A 20,608-nucleotide genomic window follows, 5' to 3' on the forward strand; every position below is an offset into this window, starting at 1 on the left:
TTTTTATATTAAACTGTAATATCGTTTTCGATGATTAATTTGATGGCCTTGTGATCCGTAGCATTTCTAAATAAATCATAAGCATTTTCTATGTCGCTTAGTTTACTATAATGTGTAACGAGCTGTTCAGGTTGGATGATTTTACTTTTAAGTGCTTCAAGTAACTCTTCAGTTGTATTAGCAGACACTAAACCAGTAGTTACATTAATGTTTTTAATCCATAGTTTGTCGATATCAAATTGCACTGGTAATCCATGTACACCAACATTTGCAATGGTACCATCTACACCGATTAAGTTTTGACATAAATCAAATGTTTGCGGAATACCTACAGCTTCAATTGCAACATCGACACCGCGATGATTTAATTCTTTGACTTTTTGGATGGCTACTTCAGGATTTTTAGAATTAACAACATGTGTTGCTCCAAGTTCTTTGGCATTTTTTAGGCGATTATTATCTAAATCAATCATAATAATTTTTGAAGGTGAATAAAATTGAGCTGTTAATAACGCCGCTAAACCAACTGGACCAGCACCTACGATGGCAACAGTACATCCAGGTTTAACTTTACCTTTCAATACTCCAATTTCATAACCAGTTGGAAGTATATCTGACAGCATCACAAGGGCATCATCTTGTAAGCTAGATGGAGCGTGATATAAGGAATTATCGGCAAATGGTACTTTTACATACTCTGCTTGTGTTCCATTAATGAGGTGACCTAATATCCAACCGCCACCGTTTTCACAGTGTGCATAAATACCTTTTTTACAATAATAGCATTTGCCACATGATGAGATACAAGATACGATAACTTTGTCACCAACTTTAAAATTATTGACGTTATCACCAACTTCTTCTACAATACCGATACCCTCATGACCTAAAGTTGTGTGTTCTTTAACTTCTGGAGTGTCACCTTTAATAATGTGTAAATCTGTGCCACATATTGTTGTTTTAACCATTCGAATGACGACATCTGTACTATCAACAATTGTTGGTTTCTCTTTGTCCGTTAATTGAGCATAACCAGGCTTTAAATATTCATAAGCTTTCATATCAATACCTCCGTAACACATTGTGATTTATTTAGCAATAATTATATCACGTTTTCTTCCTGACAGATTAATTTTATTTATGACAGAAATTGAAACTTTTTAAGAAAATTTTACACGATAAGTAGAGTTATTATTTGACATTCAATATCATATAGAAAATGGTTAACTTTTATCAAACACTAGTTTTTCAAATATAAACAAAATAGGATATGATTAAAGTAATTAAACTCATATTTTATTGAATCATTGAATAGATAAAGAATGGTGGGTGATGGTAATGTATGAAAATATTCAAAGTATTGAACAATATCATGATTTTATTAACTCTAATCTATTAACAGTTATACATGTAATGAGGAATCATTGTAGTGTATGTCACGCGGTATTACCTCAAATACAAGATTTATTGGAGGAATACCCTAAAGTGAAATTTGGTGTGATTAATCAATCAGAATTAAAAGATATTGCTGGGGAACTTTGCATTTTTACTGTGCCGGTTGAATTAATATTTATGAATGGTAAAGAAATGCATCGACAAGGTCGATTTATTGATATGCAAACATTTGAACATCAACTTAATAAGATGTATGGTGTAGTTGAATAAATTAAAAATTTTTTATTCATTGGGCTGTTTGATTATTCATGTTATGATTAACGACGCACCATTATCTTAAATTGCATACGATATGCTTATAGATGAAGGAGGCTCAAATGAATAACAAACAAAGAAAAGAACATTTCATTAATATACTTTTATGTCTCGTTGGTACACTTATTATTGCTATAGGAGTGAATAGTTTCGTCATACCTGGTAACTTAGGCGAAGGTGGTTCTATCGGTCTTTCTTTAATCTTGAATTATACATTAGGTATTTCACCTATACTTAGTTCCTTCATCATTAATGCGATTTTGATTGCTGTAGGTTGGAAATTTTTAAGTCGAACAACAGCAATTTATACCACTATTATAATTATTGCAAATTCAATCTTTCTTGATTTAACAAAATCATTTGGATTAGGTATTCATGATAATTTTATTAGTTCAATATTTGCTGGGCTTATACTAGGAATTGGCTCTGGTTTAGTTCTTACCGCACAAAGTACAGTGGGGTGGGTGGTACATCAGTGATTGCTCGCATTATGGGTAAATATAATGAAATTAAGACATCTCAAGCGTTACTTATTTTAGATGCAGTGATTGTATTATCTTTCTTACTCGTTCTACCTATTACAAATGTACTTTACACAATCGTTATGCTTTTCATTATCGAAAAGGCAATGTCACTTGTAGTAGAAGGTTTTAATCCTAAAAAGGCAGTTACAGTTATTTCCAAACATAATAAGGAAATCAGTTCAGATATTTACGAGATGACAGGTAGAGGGGCTACGCTACTCAGTGGTAAAGGTGTATATCAAAAAAGTAATACTGAAATTCTTTATGCAGTTGTTTCTCAAAGTCAGATTAGAGCTGTAAAAAAATTGTAAATTCTCATGATGAACATGTCTTTCTTGTTATTCATGATGTCCGTGATGTTTTAGGTAAAGGCTTTATAAATATTAAGTAAATGAAAATATTTAAGCCGATGATTCTATGTTTAGTGCATGATGGGTTAAATTAGATACTAAACGAGGAGATTGGTAAAATCATGTTTAAAAAGTTAGCAGCAATTTTAGGCTCTACGATCTTTGGAACAGTTTTGTTTGCGAAAAGTAAAAGAGAAAAGAAGCTATAAAAGTTTTTTACAGGAAAAAATGATTAGAATGTCGAGTATGAAAAAGACATTTGAAAATGTTGAAGATGCCAAGGTAGCATTGGAGGAAACAAAATACCAAACGGCTGATAAATATAACGGCACGACTTATGAATTTAGTCATAAAGTTAAAATTAGAGATTATTATGGCTCACTTGTATATGTTGTTAATGATCAAGGCCTACCAGATCAATGCACAGTTCTCTATATCCATGGTGGTGCATGGTTCCAAGATCCTCTAAATTATCACTTTGAATATACCGATTTATTGGCTGATACGCTAAACGCTAAAGTTGTGATGCCGATTTATCCTAAAGTACCTCACAGAGATTATCGTACTACATTTGAGTTATTATCTAAAATTTATAATCGTTTACTAACTCAAGTGGACGATGCAAAGCAATTAGTTATTATGGGAGATTCAGCAGGTGGTCAAATTGCATTAGCATTTGCCCAAAAATTACAAAAAGAGCAGGTATCTCAACCAGGTCATATCGTTCTTATTTCACCTGTACTAGATGCAACTTTTGATAATTCTGAAGCAAGAAAATATGAAAAAGAAGATCCGATACTAGGAATAGAAGGAAGCAAATACTTTGTTAAACTTTGGGCTGGTGATTTACCATTAGATGATTATAAAATGTCGCCCATTAACGGTAATCTTGAAGGGTTAGGCCATATCACGATGACAATTGGAACAAAAGAAACATTATATCCAGATGTAGTTAAATTTTCACATATGCTTAATGAAAAGGGAATTAAGCATGAATTCATACTTGGTTATAGTCTGTTTCATATTTATCCTATATTCCCTATACCAGAGCGCAACGTTTCTTAGAGCAACTTAAACGAATTATTGAAGGGTAAAGTATCCATTTGAACATGAACCTTAAAATAAAGCATAGATGAATTTAATAACCATCACTATCATAAAAAAATGCGGATTCTTGTTATCAATACTCTTGATAACTCGAATTCGCATCTTTTATATAATCATCATTTTGATTTTTAGTTTTATTTAAATCTACGGCTTTATAGTTTGAATTTGCAAAAGAGTGGGAATGAGAAGAATTTGATTTTGCATCACTCGATGATGTTGTTACATCTTCATCACTGTTTCTTGAGGTGTTATTAATATAAGAATGATCGCTATCTAAAACTGAGTTACTCATATCTTTACCTTGTAAGCTACCTACAAGAATAAATGCTAAGTAACAACTACAAACAGCTAAAATAATTGCAAGATAGATGCCAACAGCGAGCTTAACTGATTTCTCCATCTATATCCTCCTAAGGTCGTAGTATCTTACATCTTTAATTTAACATCCCTTCTTTAATCTAATGTAAATTGAGGGTAAAATTCTTATTACTTTACAAAATGTATATAATTTCAGTTAAGACACCCACAATTTATTATTCAAATACAGATTTTAGGTAAATAAAAAGTGTTACATATAAGCAATTAATTTACATAAATTTACATTATTTTAATATCCAATTAAAATATTTAAAACTGAGTCAATACCAAAATGATAGTCTACTACTAGTTAGAGGAAGATAATTTTTGCAATAAATTTTGATAAATTGTATAGATATTATTGATTGTTGATTAAATTTTCATTTAGAATTTAGTTATATTCCAATGTTTTGATTTTTTATAAACGTTCATTCAATTAATTGGAAATGTTAATGATAGATTACTGACAATTTAATAATACATAAGAAAAGAGAGGTAAGACGGATTGATTCTCATTATGGTGTGTGTCGTGTTGATTCTCTGGCTAGGAATTAAAGAAAAAAATCGTCATGCGAATCGACTAAAGAAAATCCCTTTGCGAATTAACATTAATGGAATTCGAGGGAAATCGACAATTACTCGAATGGCTTTTAGTGTTCTTCGTGAAGATCATTATAAAGTAATTGGTAAAACGACAGGAACCGATGCAAGAATGATGTACTGGTTCACTGAAAAAGAATATCCGGTTATTAGAAAACCTCAAGGTGCTAATATCGGTGAACAGCGTGATATTATTCGAAAGGTTGTTAAGCAAAAGGCAAACGCACTTGTTAATGAGTGTATGGCCGTAAACCCTGACTACCAAATTACATTTCAAAAAGATTTAGTAAAAGCAAATATAGGCGTTATTGTTAATGTGATGGAAGATCATATGGATGTTTTAGGTCCAACACTTAAAGATGTAGCACAGGCTTTTACTGCGACGATTCCATACAATGGGAAACTCGTTGTCATGAAAGATGAATATACAAAATTCTTTGCAAAAGAAGCAAAAAAACGAAATTCGGAATTAATCGTTGTAGACAAAGATGAAATCCCCGAATCATACTTAAGAGAATTTGATTATTTGGTATTTCCAGATAATGTAGCTATTGTTTTAGGCATCGCGCAAGCTATAGGTGTAGATTATGAAACTGCTCTACAAGGTATGTTAAATGCGCCAGCCGATCCAGGTGCTGTGAGAATTAAGTATTTCCATGCAAATAACACAAAAAATGTATTTGTTAATGCATTCGCAGCTAATGAACCACAATCAACTAAAGCTATTTTAAATAAGGTTGAATCATACAATTATCCTTATCGTAAGAAAATAGTTATTCTAAATTGTCGTTCAGATAGGGTTGATCGAACACAATTATTTGTTGAAAACTTTTTAGAAGACGTCGATTACGATGTTTTAATTTGTACTGGTAAAAGTACGCAAATGGTTTCTAATTTGATGGAAACTATGTCAGAAAAGAAATATTTAAATTTTGAAGGACAAGACTTTTCAGAAATTGAAAAAGGAATTCTACATGAAGCAGACAATGCGCTTGTCTTTTGTGTAGGCAACATCCACGGCCCGGGTGGAAGAATAGCGGAATTCATAGAAGGGATAGAATAAAATGATAGGTTCAGAGTTATATTTCTCCTTATTCGTAGGTGTGGTTCTCAGTTTAATATTTGCTGAGAAGTTTGGTATTAACCCAGCAGGACTAGTTGTACCAGGTTATTTAGCTTTAATTTTTGATCAACCAGTGATGCTATTATCAGTATTGATTATTAGCTGTTTAACATTTTTTATTGTTAATAATGGTATTAGTAAATGGGTAATCTTATACGGAAGAAGAAAATTCGCAGCAATGATTTTAACAGGGATGGTACTAAAGTTTATCTTTGATCTCCTTTATCCGTTAACACCATTTGAAATGGTTGAAGTATCAGGTATAGGTGTTGTTATTCCAGGAATCATTGCCAATACGATTCAAAAACAGGGTGTAGTGATTACACTTTCAACTACAATGTTATTAACGTGTATTACTTATGTCATCTTGTTTTTATATAGTTTCATCAACTAATCACGAACAAGGAGCGCGTAATAATGAAAAAGAATAAACGATTATCGCCCAGGGAGTGGTTACTTAAACAGTCGAAAAGGCATAAAAGAAGAAATACACTTTCTACGGCAATCGTGCTTTTAATAGCTTTAATTTTATTGATATTTGCAGTTAGGGCAATACATGTCGATCCTGTTAAAAGTGATGCCAAAAGTGGAAATAGTATTCGACTTACGTATTTAGGCGATATTACTTTAAACAAACATATTCGTCAAAATAACTTAAATGAAGTATTTAAAGGAGTTCGAGATGCTTTAGATCATAGTGATTTCTCTACTGGTTCACTTATAGTTAATGAATTTTCAAAGAATCAAAAGGAAGATATGAATAAGAATTTAGAAAATATTATGTTTTTACGCAAGCATAATATTAAAAGTGTAAACTTGATTAATGAATCAATTGATAACATTCAAGCTACAGCTTTAATGAGAAAGGTTGATTCTCAAGCAGGCTATAACTTTTTAACAGGTAACGGTTCAAACCCAATCAATAGTAAAACGGTTCAACAAAATGTTAAAGGAAAGAAAATAGCGAATGTCTCATTTACGGATATTGAGTCTAATTATACAAAATCTTTAAAGAATACGACTTCAATTAGCCTAGATCCAGATATTTTCTATCCTTTAATCAAAAAATTAAAGGAAAACAACAACTATGTCGTTGTAAATGTTGATTGGGGTATTCCTAACGAACGAAATGTGACGACAAGACAAAAAGAATATGCCCATGCATTAGCTGATGCAGGTGCAGATGTAATTATTGGTCATAATTCGGTTGTACAAAGAGTAGAAAAATACAAACACACACCCATCTTTTATAGTTTAGGTAATACGACATCAGATGATTTCTTATCTAAAAATCAAAAAGGAATGGTCGTGCAACAAGATTGGAACGGAGCGCATAACAAATTCCATATCACACCAATTCAATCAAAAGATGGAAAAATCTCTAAAGATGATATGAACAAGATGGATCACGTACGATTCAAGAATAATATCAAAGATAAATCTATTGACCTAAAATCTGATAATAGTGGAGGTTATACGTTTGAATATTAAAAAGCACTGGTTACCAATAGTTGTTGTTATTGTCGTAATTGTTATCTTTTTATTAGTAACTTTTGCAAGAGCAAATGAAGGCTTAGATACTTATGAACAACATGAATTGAAAACTGGAGAACAGCAATATCTTTCAAAAGGGGCAAGCTAAGTATGAATATATATAATAAAGTGACCTTAAGTGTCATTTTAGTTATAACCATTGTCATTTCGTTCCTTTTTTATTTCTTTACAACAGAAAAAAAAGTGGACAAAGACACACTATATGAAAATAAAATCATCAATCATAAACAATCAGGCAATCAGAAGAATTACGGTGTAGCCTCTAATAATAAAATCGCTATGAAAGTCGGTAACAAAATTATTGAAGATGGAGGTAATGCTGTCGATGCCGCTGAAGGTGTAGCATATGCTTTAGCTGTAACTGAACCACATTCATCTGGATTAGGCGGTGGTGGTGCTACACTAACGTATAATGGTAAAGATGGTGAAACACCTAAAGCTTACGAATATAAAACGATGTCTTCTTATAATTATAAGCAAGGCGATAAAATTGGTGTTCCAGGTCTTGTTAGAGGAATGCATGATATGCATGAAAAAGAAGGAAAAATGGATGAAAAGAAAATCTTTAACTATGTTATTCCTTTAGCTGAGGATGGTTTTGAAGTAGATTCAGAATTAGAAAGAAGTTTAAAATTATATGGAAGAAAAATAGATCATAATTCTCCATTCTACAAAGGATCTAAAAGTGTACGTGAAGGGGATATTGTTAAACAAGATCACCTTGCAGATACATTGAAAAAGATTCGTGATAAAGGACCTGATTACTTCTACAAAGATGTAGGCAAGAGTATATCGAAACAACTAGATAATAAATTAACGGAAAAAGACTTTACAACATTCAGAACAGAACAAAAAGAACCAGTCAGTGTTGACTATAAAAATAATAAAGTATACTCTGCACCTAATCCATTGAGTGGTACATTAATGCTTCAAGGTTTAAAAATAGATGAAAAAGAAAATCAAGATATCTCAGATCGAAATAACTTTATTACTGCAATGATTAAATCTCGTGATTTAATGTATCAAAATAGAGATATAGTTAGTGGTTCTGAACCAAGCAATGAACAATATCTTTCAGATGATTATTTACTAGGACAGTTAAATAAAGTTAATGTTGGCGGTAATACAGATAATGGCAGTGATTTTAATCAAATCAGAACAGATAATACTAGTACGACGCACTTTGTTGTGATTGATAAACAAGGTAAGCTTGTAAGTACAACTAATACACTATCAAGTTATTTTGGTTCAGGGGACTATGTTAAAGAAGGATTTTACATGAATAACTCACTAGGGGATTTTTCTAAGAATGCTGCAAGTCCTAACTATGGAGAGCCTCATAAAGCACCAAGATCATTTATTTCACCATCTATTATTGTTGGTCCCAATTTCTATATGGGTATAGGTACACCTGGTGGTAACAAAATCCCAACAATCTTGAATGAAGTGATTGTTGACTATGTGAATGGTAATGGCACACTTCAAGAGTCAATCAATAAACCTAGATTTTACAATGATGGTGGTACTATCTTTTATGAAAATGCGATGAATGATGAAGATATCAATATTTTTAAAGGTCTCGGTTATGGTGTTCAAGAAAAGCATAATGACCCTAACTTTGGTAGTGTCCAAGGCGCAGTCTATGATAAAAATAAGAAATCTGTTGACGTTGGTCATGATGTTGGTAACCGATAAAAATTCAATATCAAGATAGGACAAGCACATTAAGAGTTAAATGAAGATAACTTTTAATGTGCTTTTTAAAATGAAGTGGTTAAAATATCCAACTTTAAATTGGAAGTTACATATTTTCAATTTTTAGATGTTTTTTTAAATAAAAAATGAGCTATTTTAAGAAAATTATATGATATATGTTGTAAGCGTATACAGGTAAAAGGATTAGTAGTATGATGATTGAGTGAAAGTTTTAGATACATATTATAAAAATTTAGAGGTGGCATATGGACTTTATAGCAATTTTAATAGGATTAGGACCTCTTTTAGGTTGGGGACTTTTCCCTACAATCGCTTCAAAATTTGGGGGACGACCAGTCAATCAAATCTTTGGTGCAACGGTAGGTACGCTAATCTTTGCAATCATCTTAGCCTTGTTTAAAGGTATTGGGTTACCTGGAGGTATGGCTTTAGTATTCTCACTTATCTCAGGTGCTGGTTGGGCATTTGGTCAAATTATTACGTTTGAAGCATTTGAGTTGGTCGGCTCTTCAAGAGCAATGTCAATTACTACGGCATTTCAATTGCTAGGTGCTTCATTATGGGGCGTTTTCGCTTTAGGTAATTGGCCTGGTATAGCAAATAAAATTGTCGGTTTCTTAGCATTAGTTGTTATTTTAATTGGAGCACGTATGACTGTGTGGACTGAAACAAAAGAACAAGAATTTAGTAAAAATCTTAGAAGTGCGGTCATTTTATTATTAATAGGTGAAATTGGTTACTGGATTTATTCATCTGCTCCACAAGCAACGGATATTGGTGGATTTAAGGCGTTTTTACCTCAAGCAATTGGCATGGTCATTGTGGCAGTTATTTATGGCTTTGTGAATATGTCAAAAGGTAATGTATTTAAGGAAGTAGTAAGTTGGAAGCAAGTAATCTCAGGATTTTTCTTTGCATTTGCTGCTTTAACATATTTAATTTCAGCACAACCTAATATGAATGGTTTAGCAACAGGATTTGTATTATCGCAAACATCTGTGGTTCTTGCTACTTTAACTGGGATTTTCTTTTTAAATCAAAAGAAAACATCAAAAGAATTAATGATTACTATTGTGGGGTTAGTCTTAATATTAGTAGCAGCATCAATAACAGTATTTATAAAATAATAGAGTGAAAGGTTGAAATTTATGAAAAAGACAACAGTATTAAATAGCCATGTTTCACAAGCAATCTCAACATTAGGTCACTTTGATTTATTAACTATCAATGATGCGGGCATGCCCATTCCTAACGATAGTCATCGTATTGATTTAGCAGTGACGAAAGAACTACCACGCTTTATTGGTGTGCTAGAAAATGTGCTTACTGAAATGAAAATACAGAAAATGTACTTAGCTGAAGAAATTAAAACGCATAATGCGAGTCAGTTAAAAGCGATTAAGCAACTCATCTCTGAAAATGTTGAAATTGAATTTATTGCACATTCAGAGATGAAAGCCATGCTAAAGTCACCATTAAATAAAGGAAATATACGTACCGGAGAAATTACACTGTATTCAAATATTGTATTAGAATCGAACGTAACATTCTAATTAAAATGATTTTTTAAAGCCAAATTAAAGAAGGTGTTATGACAATGAACAAGAATAAAGTCATAGTCGTAGGTTCAACAAATGTAGATAAATTTCTTAATGTTAAACGTTTTCCAAAGCCTGGAGAAACGTTACATATTAATCAAGCTCAACGTGAATTTGGTGGAGGAAAAGGTGCCAATCAAGCGATTGCAGCTGGTCGATTAGCAGCGGATACTACGTTTATTAGTAAAGTTGGTACAGATGGCAATGCACAGTTTATCATTGAAGATTTTGCAAAGGCTCAAATCAATACAAATTATATATTAATCTCAGAAGATGAAGAGACTGGACAAGCATTTATTACTGTCAATGAGGAAGGACAAAATACGATACTTGTTTATGGTGGTGCGAATATGACTTTAAGTGCTACTGATGTTGATAAGAACAAGGAAGCGTTTAGTGATGCAGATTACGTGGTTGCCCAACTAGAAATACCAATTGAAGCCATTGAACAGGCTTTTAAAATTGCACGTGAGCATAAAGTGACTACCGTATTAAATCCAGCTCCAGCGGTTGAATTGCCTAAGTCTTTACTATCATTGACTGATATCATTATTCCTAATGAAACAGAAGCGGAATTGTTATCTGGTATCTCAATTCATAGTGAAAAAAATATGCATCAAACTGTAGCGTATTTTCTTAATTTAGGCATATCAACTGTCTTAATTACACTAGGTGAACAAGGAACGTACTATGCGACTAAAAATGAAGCTAAAATGATTCCTGCATGTAGCGTTAAAGCAGTGGATACTACAGCAGCAGGGGATACTTTTATTGGCGCACTTGTAAGTGAATTAAAACCGGATCTTAGCAACATTAAAGAAGCAATTATATTTGCTAATCAAGCATCATCACTCACAGTTCAAAGAAAAGGTGCTCAAGTTTCGATTCCAACACGGCTAGAAGTACAAGAAGCATATCATTAAATTGTTAACTATAAAGGTGGGGCATAATTACATGTCCTAGCTTTGTTACGTATTTCATTTCATAAATATTCATTGTTTAGTGGGAGTTATATTGTAAACGTACTATTATAAATGTTAGGCGTTTAAAGGTTGAATTAGCTGTTAAACCATATATGATATAGATATACATAGAGAATAAATTGTAGATCATTAAATAAAGGGGGAACAAAGGTGAAAGAAGTTGTTTTAGGAATTGACTTAGGGACGAGCACCATAAAAATAATTGCTGTCGATCAACAAGGGGAAGTGATAAGTTCGGTAAGTAAGCCTTTAGAATTATTCCAAGAGAGTCCAGGACATAGTGAACAAGATCCAAATGCTTGGTTCACGGCTACTAAAAATGGAATTAAAACATTAATTCAAGTAGATGAGATGTCAGATAAAATCATTAAAGGTCTGTCATCTTCAGGACAAATGCATGGCTTGGTTATTCTTGATAAGAATGGTATGCTATTAAGAAGAGCTATATTATGGAATGATACAAGGAATTCTGAGCAATTCAGTAGGATTAAAGGTGTATATGGTGAAAGGTTGAATTATAATCCAATTCTAGAAGGATTTACTTTACCAAAGATGCTATGGGTTCAGCAACATGAACCTGAGATATGGAAACGTGTCAGTGTGTTGATGTTACCTAAAGATTATTTGCGTTATTGTTTAACCCGAGACATTCATATGGAATATAGTGATGCATGTAGCACGTTACTTTTTAATCCGAAAACAAATGAGTGGACAAGAGAAGTCGGTGAGTCGTTTAACTTGGGAGATAATTTACCCACCCTTGGTGCAATCATATGATTATGTAGGAAAGGTAGAGCCATCCCTTGCTCAAGAGCTTGGATTTACAGATGAAGTTACAGTTTTTGCAGGTGGAGGTGACAATGCTTGTGGTGCAATTGGAGCAGGTGTTATACAAGATAAAAGTGCATTATGTAGTATTGGTACATCAGGTGTAGTGTTAAATGTAGAGTTTGATCATGTTACATCGTATGATAGCAATTTACATTTCTTTAATCACAGCATTCCTCATACATATTATGCGATGAGTGTAACTTTAGCAGCTGGCTACAGTCTCAATTGGTTGAAGAGAACATTCTTTGACGATGATTCCTTCGAAACCATTATGCGTCAAGCTGAAACATCTAAAATAGGATCGGACTATTATTTGCGCCTTATTTAGCAAGGGAGAGAGCACCTCATGGCGATGCTCAAATTCGTGGTAGTCGTGGTAGTTTTATAGGAATCAGCGGTCAGCATAATAAAGCTGATTTTGCTAGAGCGGTTATCGAAGGTATCGCATATTCCTTATATGATTCAATAAAAATAATGAGGTCAGCTGGACATGAAATGCTATCTATCACTTCGATTGGTGGTGGGGCTAAAAGTAAGTTTTGGTTGCAACTTCAAGCAGATGTATTTAATGTACAAATCAAGAAACTGAAACATGAAGAAGGGCCGAGTATGGGTGCAGCTATTTTGGCAGCTTATGGACTAGGTTGGTTTAAAACTATACAAGAATGTGTTGAATCATTCATCAAAGTTGATAAAGTTTTCGAACCTAATCAAGACAATCACGCTAAATATGAACAGTTTCACTCAATATATCAAGACATCTACAATCAAACGCAACAACTTTTGAAAGTTTCTAAATGATTTAAAAAGAGGTTGGGACATCAATCATTGTTCAGGTATTTTTCGCATATTGGCAGTCGATGACTGAGTTGAAAATGCGCTTATATCAAGCCTTTTTCAACACTAGTCTGGGGTCCTAGCAAAGTTAATTTCATCTAGAAATTCATCAGACAAAGCAAGTTGGGGGTCGTTGCTGGAGTGAGACAATGAATTCTGTCTCACTCTCTTTTTATTTTCTGTTTTTTATTTTAATAAAAATTGAAAAATTTAATTGATTATGACCCGGAGAAGTTAATTATTGAAAAAGTTGTAAGTAATAAATGAAAAAGTGTAAGAACTGAAAATATAAAAAATGTATAATACAGGAAATGAATATTGACATAGTTTAAAATAAAACGTTTAATAAATATAGAATTTTACATCTTTAAATACTCAATGATTAATACAACAACGAGAGGATGACACGATGTTAACATCAAAACAAGAATATATGAATCGTTACAGCGAATGACTCCTTAAAACCTTTGCCTATGTGAATGAAGTTGATTATCATGATTTACTTTTGTCACTAGAAGCACATCGTATTAAAATTCCACCTTCCAATCAACTCGGTAGATTGATTCAACAAGCCCCAATTCAATCTTTTAGTCAACGAGATAACCAATACTTCATACAATTTTATCCTAAGTTTCAAGCACTTCATATACTAGATGCTTATTCAAGAATAATGAACTTGAGGATTAAGCCTAGAATTACCCTCTTAAAGCTAACATTTCCACTGGATGAACAAACTTATCATCAATGACTTAAACTTACCTAAAACATCAAATCATAAAGATATATTGGCCTTTCTTTATATCCTTCAAAAGCTTCTACTCGAATTCAAAAAATGTGATCTAGCATTTTCTTTAAAAAATAATCAATTAAATATACGATGTCCTAATCATATCATCAAATTGAGTTTCCATTTTTCTCAAGATGAAGCCATTGTTTATCCATTACAACTTTTTATAAGTGCACATCATAGAGATATGAATTTTATCGAACAAACACAAACATTATCCATTTATTCTGCTAATGACTTTCTTTCAAAGATTGAAACATTGTTTTTACTTATCTTTCAATTACCTGTAATACTGACGCAAAAGGAATATTCACTTAGTCAACCTTATGATTAATCATGAGATGATTATATGATGATGTATCTTTTATACTACATTTTGGGAATTAGGGGACCGCCACATCTATTTTATTTCACAAAGTATAAGTAAACGATTACAATAAATGGTAAAATTCACTTGTTTAATAAATAAGTCATTAAAAAATAATTAATATAAACATTCATATTAACAGCCTCTTGCAAACTGCATTGTAAGAGGTTTGTTTTATTGTGAATAATTTTTACAAACTGAGATTTAGCGTTAGAATGTTTGAGTCATCTTACAGAAAATAGGTATTGATTCAATTGAGTTGCATAACATTAGAGAAAGAGTAAATAGTAACGAAAGTGTTGGTATTAATATTAATTGAATAGATTCTTAAACTTAAAAATATTTTCAAATTATTAAAAGTCAACCTGTTTAAATCTATTAAAAAGTGTATTAATATATAATTGTGAATCAATTCACAATATAGACTAAATTATTGTACATAAATTATTGAAATCGCTTTCTTAAGGGTGTACGATAACTATGGCCTAAAAATAAAGAAAGAAGGTTTTGGGGAAATGAATATTATATTAGGAGTAGGGACTTTAGTACTTGTACTTATCATTATGACGCTATTCTTAAATTTCGCGCCATATGGTAAACAAGGTTTGCAAGCTTTATCAGGGGCAGCTTGTGCTACATTTTTACCACAGGCATTTTTAAGTTATGCGATTGGTGGCGTATTCCATGTTAAGTTTTTCCAAGAAATTGGTGATTTAGTAGGGAGTTTAAGTGGTGTAGCAGTAGGGATATTGACTTGTTTAAAGTTAGATGTATCTCCTGTATTCGCAGTTATTGTGGGCTTAGTACTACATGATTCAAAATTATTACCAGCATTTATCGCGGCTTATCTCGTTGCATTTGGTATTAAATTTATTGAGAAAAAAGTTCCGGAAGGTCTAGATTTAATTGTTGTAATTTTATTGGCTCCAGCAGTTACATTTGGTCTTGCGAACTTAATTTCACCAGGGGTTATCGCAGTACTTAAACAAATTGGTAGTGCAGTAACTTCAGTAGGTGATAGCAATCCATATGCATTAGCAGTCATTCTTGGACTTGTTATTCCGGTAACAGGAATGACACCACTAAGTTCAATGGTATTAACAAGTTTACTTGGTTTAACAGGTATTCCAATGGCAATTGGTGCATTAACATGTACAGGTTCTTCATTTGTAAATGGCATTTTATTCAGCAGACTTAAAATCGGTAAAAAAGCTAACGCATTTGCTGTATTTGTAGAACCATTAACACAAATAGACTTAATTGCTAAATATCCATTGCAACTTTATGGAACGAACGCTCTTATCGGGGTAGTCAACGCTTGTATTGTGACATTTAGCGGATTAGTAATTAATATTAAAGGTATGGCAACACCAATTGCTGGTGCGATTGTACTATTTGGTTTCAATAACCCTGTCACATCTGCCATCACAATTGCGGCAGTAGCAATTGCAAGTGTGGTCTTAGCATTTATTACCAGTACTATTATTAAAAGATTTAACTTAATGGACGTTAGCTTCAAGTTACCACGAAGAAAAAGCCAAGTTGAGGAGAGTGTTTAATAATGGCTAAAAGCTATGATTATCAAAGTGCTTTCGATATTATTGGACCAGTGATGATGGGACCTTCTAGTTCTCATACTGCTGGTGCGGTAAAGATTGGTAATTCAGCAAGAGCTGTTTTAGGAGACGCGCCTAAGAGTTTAGAAATTCATTACTATGAATCTTTTGCTAAAACTCATCAAGGTCATGGTACAGACGTTGCTATTGTTGGTGGTGCTATGGGCTACAGCACTTTCGACAATCGAATTAAATCATCCTTAGACATTGCAAAACAAGAAAATATTAAAGTTGATATCTTTGAAGAAGATGGAGAAAGTATTGGTCAACATCCGAACTGTGCGTTTATTAAAGCAGATACAGAGGATGGACGCCATATAGAAGTCATTGGTATTTCTATTGGTGGAGGTACAATTAAACTTAAAGGTATCAATGTCAATGGTTTAGAAGTGGAACTTAATAATGGGCTCCCATTATTAGAAATAGATGGAGAAATAGACAAAGCGCAAATTAATCATTTAATTAATGATTTTTCAGATATGAACATTGATTTTGGTGATGAAATTGCCAAAATAAGTGATTATAATGGTTTAGTCGTATTTCCTTTAAATAAAGCAATCTCAGAGTCATCATTAAATAAAATAAATGATAAATACAGTGATTTAAACGTTTCCTATATCAAATAGAGGGGGATTAACATGTTTGATTCAATTAGAGAGACAATAGATTATTCAGTTGAAAATAACATAAGTTTCGCTGATATGATGATCAATGAAGAAATGGGAAGAGAAGGCAAGTCACGTGAAGAAGTGCGTGACCTAATGAAACAGAATTTAAACGTGATGCGTGACGCTGTTGAAAAGGGAACTACTGGAGATGGCGTAGAAAGTGTTACAGGTTATACTGGCCATGATGCAGCTAAACTTCGTGATTATAATGAGAATAATCATGCATTATCAGGACGCGAGATGGTAGAAGCTGTTACAGGTGCTGTTGCTACGAATGAAGTCAATGCAGCGATGGGAATTATTTGTGCTACTCCGACAGCTGGCTCCTCGGGAACGATTCCCGGTGTTATCTTTAAATTAGAAAAAACACATGACCTTACTGAAGATCAAATGATAGATTTCTTATTTACTTCAGCATTATTTGGTCGAGTTGTTGCAAACAATGCGAGTGTTGCAGGTGCTACCGGAGGTTGTCAAGCCGAAGTCGGTTCAGCATCAGCGATGGCTGCGGCGGCTGCAGTATCTATATTTAATGGAACACCAGAGCAATCTGGTCATGCAATGGCTTTAGCAATTAGTAACTTATTAGGTTTAGTGTGTGATCCAGTTGCAGGTTTAGTTGAGATTCCATGTGTAATGAGAAATGCTATAGGGTCTGGAAATGCATTGATTTCGGCAGACCTTGCATTAGCTGGTGTTGAAAGTCAAATTCCAGTTGATGAAGTTATTAGCGCAATGGATAGAGTTGGTCGTAATTTACCAGCCTCACTTAGAGAAACAGGATTAGGTGGTTTAGCAGGTACACCAACTGGCGAAGAAATCAAACGTAAAATTTTCGGTGAAGCCGATAATATGGTTAAAAATAATTAATTCAATATAATACGGAAGCACTTAAGTTTTGTTGGATACAAAGTTTAAGTGCTTTTTTTGTGATTGTAAGAGTATATAAAATAGCTCTAACTTTCAAAGCAAGTATTTAATTAGAGATTACAATGGATTGCTGTCCAATGTATTAAGTATGCCATAAAATTATAAATTTGCGAATAAAGGATTACAAAAGTCAATTGTGTCTTGCATAAGTAGTACTAGCTTTCAAAGAAAGCAGTGCTACTTTATATATTGCAAATTTTCTGACATCAATCTAAAATAGCTTAAAAGAGGTTGATGTAATGCTTAGATTATTTCTTATCTTTCTGGCATTCATCATTAACACAACTATAACTTATTTATGGACGGCTGAGGGGACATGGCCAAATTTGTTGTTTAATTTATTATCATTGAGCATGATTTTAGTATTTATGTTCTATTATATTCGTTTTGTTATTGAGAATAAAAAATAAGACTGTTGAGAAATCTTCACTTTATTCATTGAATCATTCGTGTAAGATGATGATATTGTAATCATACCTATGAAATGTAAATAGATTTCACTCAGTCCTTTTATAATTTCTGATATAAATCTAATTGATAAAACGAAAGGTCTAACCACCTTTCAAATTTATACCTCACTTTCTTAACTGTACCTGCATATGTGAAGTTGAATTTTTCATGTAACTTAATACTTTCTTTATTAGTTGCATCAATCCCTGCCACGATTGTTCGATAGCCTTCATTTTTAGCGTAGTAGATAAGAATATTAAGTAGTTGGGAAGCAATACCTTGACCTCTATAGTTTATATCTACATAAATAAAATGCTCAATTGTATAGAGATAAGCTGGCCAGTCTCTAAAAGAGACAAATGTCGCATATCCTACTACTCGATTATTTATTTCATAAACCCATATTGGTTCATTTGAATTAAATTTAGAGTTAAACCATTGTTCTCGTTCTTCTAAAGTTTTAGCTTCATAAGTATAAACTGCAGTTGTATTTAAAATAGCATCATTATATATTTTTAGTATATCTAGTAAGTCTTCTTTTTTTTTGTAAATCTTATCATAAACATCCCTCATTTTTATTTTATTTATAAACCTAATTGTTCTTGCTAGCAACTTTTTGTAAAGTTATTTAACATTTTTAACCAGTGCTCATTCTACGACAGTGCCTAGTGTTGTATCTTTCATTTAATGCTATACTAAAAATAAAATTATACATACTGTGAATACATACTTAAAGGAGTTACTGACATGAGAAAATGGACAAGTAAACTAATGACTCTAGTTGGAGTATTGTTAATCATTTTAGCGATTTATTTTTTTGCGAAGCCCTATATAGATAATTATCTTCATGAAAAGGATAATGATAATAAAATTGAGAATTATAATAAAGCTGAGAAAAAACAGTCAACCTCACCTAAAGAAAGCCCTCAAATACCTAAAGATAAAGCTAAAATGGCAGGATATATTGAAATTCCTGATGCACAAATTAAAGAGCCTGTTTATCCAGGTCCTGCTACACCACAACAATTGAACCGTGGTGTTAGCTTTGCAGAGGGTGATGAGTCACTTAATCAACAAAATATTTCTATAGCAGGGCATACATTTACTGATCGTCCGCATTACCAATTTACAAATTTAAAAGCTGCAAAAAAGGGAAGTAAAGTTTACTTCAAGGTGGGGAATCAAACAAGAAAGTATAAGATAACTAAAATTCATGATGTTAAACCGACTGAGGTAAAGGTTCTAGATGAACATCCTAGTAAAAAAAATCAACTTACATTAATTACATGCGATGATTATAATGAACAAACTGGCGTATGGGAGACACGTAAAATTTTCGTTGCGACACAAATGAATTAATTGACTGAGAGTCTGGTGCATATAATATGTTTAGGTTCTTAAACGTTTTCGCAGTGGCTGACTTAATTGAAACGCGCTTATATCAAGTTCTTTTCAAGACTAGTCCCGGGCCCCAACAAAGAGAATTTCATATAGAAATTCGACAGACAAAGCAAGTTGGGGTTAGGGGTGGGACTACGAATTTATTATAAATTCTGTCCCATCCTTTTTTATATTTTGAAATAACTTTCAAATAGTGAATATAGTTTCAGTATCAAAGATTTATCTTCATTCATCTCATATGTATCTCTATAATTAAAGTAAAGTAACGTAAACAAAAGGGGTTAAATATAAAATGATTAAAGCAATTGCGGTAGATATGGATGGTACATTTCTTGATACGAATAAACAATTTGATCAATCACGTTTTGAAGAGATTTTTAAGAAATTGAAAGACAAGGGGATTGTATTTATAGCTGTAAGTGGTAATCAATATGCTAAATTGAAGTCTATTTTTGGTGTTAGAGATATGTTTTTTATTTCAGAAAATGGAGCAGTTATCTATAAAGGTAATGAAATGTATAGTTATCGTAGTTTTAATCGATATATTTTCCAAAGTGTAGTGGATGATTTAAATATCAACAATAAAATAGATCAATTAATTATTTGTGATGTGAAAAGTGCCTATATTTTAAAGAATACAAGTGAGAATTTTAAAGAAGACGCGCGTCTTTATTATCATCAACTTGAAGAGATTGATTCATTACAAGCTTTACCTGATAATGACTATGTGAAAATTGCATTTAATATTAATCGTGAAACACATCCTAGATTATACAAGGAGTTAGGTGAAATTTTCAAAGATTCAATAAAATTAGTGTCTAGTGGGCGTGACAGTATTGATATCATTATGCCTAATATGCCTAGGGACAAGCATTGACTAGACTTTTAAATGAGTGGAATATGTCGCCAGATGATTTAATGGCTTTTGGTGATGCTAATAATGATAAAGATATGTTAGAACTTGCTAAACACAGTTATGTAATGACAAATAGTGAAGATGCATCACTATTTGATATTGCGAGTGGTGTTGTACCTTCAAATGATGAACAAGGGGTTCTTACGACGATTGAAAAGGTAGTTCTTGGATATTCATAGTAAT

19 protein-coding genes and 4 pseudogenes are annotated in these 20,608 nt (G+C 32.5%); 20 read left to right on the top strand and 3 right to left on the bottom strand.

Annotated elements, in window-relative coordinates; genetic code table 11:
- Nucleotides 1–8 precede the first annotated feature (8 nt).
- Nucleotides 9–1,061 (bottom strand): zinc-dependent alcohol dehydrogenase family protein, encoded by a 1,053-nt coding sequence (locus tag DYE57_RS01885; RefSeq protein ID WP_115312659.1) that lies wholly within the window; start codon nucleotides 1,059–1,061, stop codon nucleotides 9–11.
- Nucleotides 1,062–1,338: 277 nt separating this feature from the next.
- Between DYE57_RS01885 and DYE57_RS01890 the strand changes: the two genes are divergently transcribed.
- The 3 genes and pseudogenes from DYE57_RS01890 (at nucleotide 1,339) to DYE57_RS01900 (ending at nucleotide 3,678) form a co-directional block, all read left to right on the top strand.
- On the top strand, nucleotides 1,339–1,665 hold the full coding sequence (locus DYE57_RS01890) for a thioredoxin family protein (RefSeq protein WP_115312660.1): 327 nt from the start codon (nucleotides 1,339–1,341) through the stop codon (nucleotides 1,663–1,665).
- 107 nt (nucleotides 1,666–1,772) lie between these two features.
- A pseudogene (locus DYE57_RS01895) lies at nucleotides 1,773–2,625 on the top strand (YitT family protein).
- Nucleotides 2,626–2,706: 81 nt separating this feature from the next.
- Nucleotides 2,707–3,678, top strand: a pseudogene (locus DYE57_RS01900) (alpha/beta hydrolase fold domain-containing protein).
- 86 nt (nucleotides 3,679–3,764) lie between these two features.
- Here the strand turns inward: DYE57_RS01900 and DYE57_RS01905 are convergent.
- On the bottom strand, nucleotides 3,765–4,091 hold the full coding sequence (locus tag DYE57_RS01905) for a hypothetical protein (RefSeq protein ID WP_115312661.1): 327 nt from the start codon (nucleotides 4,089–4,091) through the stop codon (nucleotides 3,765–3,767).
- A gap of 462 nt (nucleotides 4,092–4,553) precedes the next feature.
- Between DYE57_RS01905 and pgsB the strand changes: the two genes are divergently transcribed.
- The 15 genes and pseudogenes from pgsB to DYE57_RS01980 all read left to right on the top strand — a co-directional run bounded on the left by pgsB (nucleotide 4,554) and on the right by DYE57_RS01980 (nucleotide 18,068).
- The gene (pgsB, locus tag DYE57_RS01910; RefSeq protein ID WP_115312662.1) at nucleotides 4,554–5,711 is read left to right on the top strand and encodes a poly-gamma-glutamate synthase PgsB; all 1,158 of its coding nucleotides are present in this window, start codon (nucleotides 4,554–4,556) and stop codon (nucleotides 5,709–5,711) included.
- A 1-nt stretch (nucleotide 5,712) separates the two neighbouring features.
- Nucleotides 5,713–6,165, top strand: a complete 453-nt coding sequence (pgsC, locus tag DYE57_RS01915; RefSeq protein WP_115312663.1) for a poly-gamma-glutamate biosynthesis protein PgsC — start codon at nucleotides 5,713–5,715, stop codon at nucleotides 6,163–6,165.
- Between the two features lie 23 nt (nucleotides 6,166–6,188).
- Nucleotides 6,189–7,262: a CapA family protein gene (locus tag DYE57_RS01920; protein ID WP_115312664.1), complete on the top strand. Its 1,074-nt coding sequence runs from the start codon at nucleotides 6,189–6,191 to the stop codon at nucleotides 7,260–7,262.
- Nucleotides 7,252–7,413: a hypothetical protein gene (locus tag DYE57_RS01925; RefSeq protein ID WP_165417832.1), complete on the top strand. Its 162-nt coding sequence runs from the start codon at nucleotides 7,252–7,254 to the stop codon at nucleotides 7,411–7,413. The genes DYE57_RS01920 and DYE57_RS01925 overlap by 11 nt, the downstream gene beginning before the upstream one ends.
- A gap of 2 nt (nucleotides 7,414–7,415) precedes the next feature.
- A complete protein-coding gene (locus DYE57_RS01930; protein WP_115312666.1) occupies nucleotides 7,416–9,020 on the top strand; it encodes a gamma-glutamyltransferase in 1,605 nt (534 codons plus the stop codon).
- 266 nt (nucleotides 9,021–9,286) lie between these two features.
- Nucleotides 9,287–10,168, top strand: coding sequence for a ribose/proton symporter RbsU (gene rbsU, locus DYE57_RS01935; RefSeq protein WP_115312667.1), 882 nt, complete (start codon nucleotides 9,287–9,289; stop codon nucleotides 10,166–10,168).
- A gap of 21 nt (nucleotides 10,169–10,189) precedes the next feature.
- A complete protein-coding gene (gene rbsD / locus DYE57_RS01940) occupies nucleotides 10,190–10,594 on the top strand; it encodes a D-ribose pyranase (protein ID WP_115312668.1) in 405 nt (134 codons plus the stop codon).
- 44 nt (nucleotides 10,595–10,638) lie between these two features.
- Entirely contained in the window at nucleotides 10,639–11,562 is a 924-nt protein-coding gene (gene rbsK, locus DYE57_RS01945; protein ID WP_115312669.1) for a ribokinase, read from the top strand.
- A 210-nt stretch (nucleotides 11,563–11,772) separates the two neighbouring features.
- Nucleotides 11,773–13,254 (top strand): annotated as a pseudogene (xylB, locus tag DYE57_RS01950) (xylulokinase).
- A gap of 511 nt (nucleotides 13,255–13,765) precedes the next feature.
- Nucleotides 13,766–14,038 carry a hypothetical protein gene (locus tag DYE57_RS01955; RefSeq protein WP_115312670.1) on the top strand — a complete coding sequence of 91 codons (273 nt, stop codon included), beginning with the start codon at nucleotides 13,766–13,768 and terminating at the stop codon, nucleotides 14,036–14,038.
- Nucleotides 14,016–14,411 (top strand): hypothetical protein, encoded by a 396-nt coding sequence (locus DYE57_RS11800; RefSeq protein ID WP_115312671.1) that lies wholly within the window; start codon nucleotides 14,016–14,018, stop codon nucleotides 14,409–14,411. Before DYE57_RS01955 ends, DYE57_RS11800 begins: the two co-directional genes overlap by 23 nt.
- A gap of 548 nt (nucleotides 14,412–14,959) precedes the next feature.
- Nucleotides 14,960–16,003, top strand: coding sequence for a PTS sugar transporter subunit IIC (locus DYE57_RS01965; RefSeq protein ID WP_115312672.1), 1,044 nt, complete (start codon nucleotides 14,960–14,962; stop codon nucleotides 16,001–16,003).
- Between the two features lie 2 nt (nucleotides 16,004–16,005).
- Entirely contained in the window at nucleotides 16,006–16,686 is a 681-nt protein-coding gene (gene sdaAB / locus DYE57_RS01970) for an L-serine ammonia-lyase, iron-sulfur-dependent subunit beta (RefSeq protein ID WP_115312673.1), read from the top strand.
- 12 nt (nucleotides 16,687–16,698) lie between these two features.
- Nucleotides 16,699–17,598, top strand: coding sequence for an L-serine ammonia-lyase, iron-sulfur-dependent, subunit alpha (gene sdaAA / locus DYE57_RS01975; protein ID WP_115312674.1), 900 nt, complete (start codon nucleotides 16,699–16,701; stop codon nucleotides 17,596–17,598).
- A 299-nt stretch (nucleotides 17,599–17,897) separates the two neighbouring features.
- Entirely contained in the window at nucleotides 17,898–18,068 is a 171-nt protein-coding gene (locus DYE57_RS01980; protein ID WP_115312675.1) for a hypothetical protein, read from the top strand.
- Nucleotides 18,069–18,168: 100 nt separating this feature from the next.
- On the opposite strand, the gene DYE57_RS01985 is transcribed toward DYE57_RS01980, so the two are convergent.
- Nucleotides 18,169–18,681, bottom strand: coding sequence for a GNAT family N-acetyltransferase (locus tag DYE57_RS01985; RefSeq protein WP_115314110.1), 513 nt, complete (start codon nucleotides 18,679–18,681; stop codon nucleotides 18,169–18,171).
- 174 nt (nucleotides 18,682–18,855) lie between these two features.
- On the opposite strand from DYE57_RS01985, the gene srtA reads away from it, so the two are divergent.
- Both srtA and DYE57_RS01995 read left to right on the top strand, forming a co-directional pair.
- On the top strand, nucleotides 18,856–19,467 hold the full coding sequence (srtA, locus tag DYE57_RS01990; protein WP_115312676.1) for a class A sortase SrtA: 612 nt from the start codon (nucleotides 18,856–18,858) through the stop codon (nucleotides 19,465–19,467).
- A gap of 334 nt (nucleotides 19,468–19,801) precedes the next feature.
- Nucleotides 19,802–20,604 (top strand): annotated as a pseudogene (locus DYE57_RS01995) (Cof-type HAD-IIB family hydrolase).
- Nucleotides 20,605–20,608 lie beyond the last annotated feature (4 nt).

This window comes from Staphylococcus saccharolyticus (genome assembly GCF_900458815.1).
Classification (GTDB): domain Bacteria; phylum Bacillota; class Bacilli; order Staphylococcales; family Staphylococcaceae; genus Staphylococcus; species Staphylococcus saccharolyticus.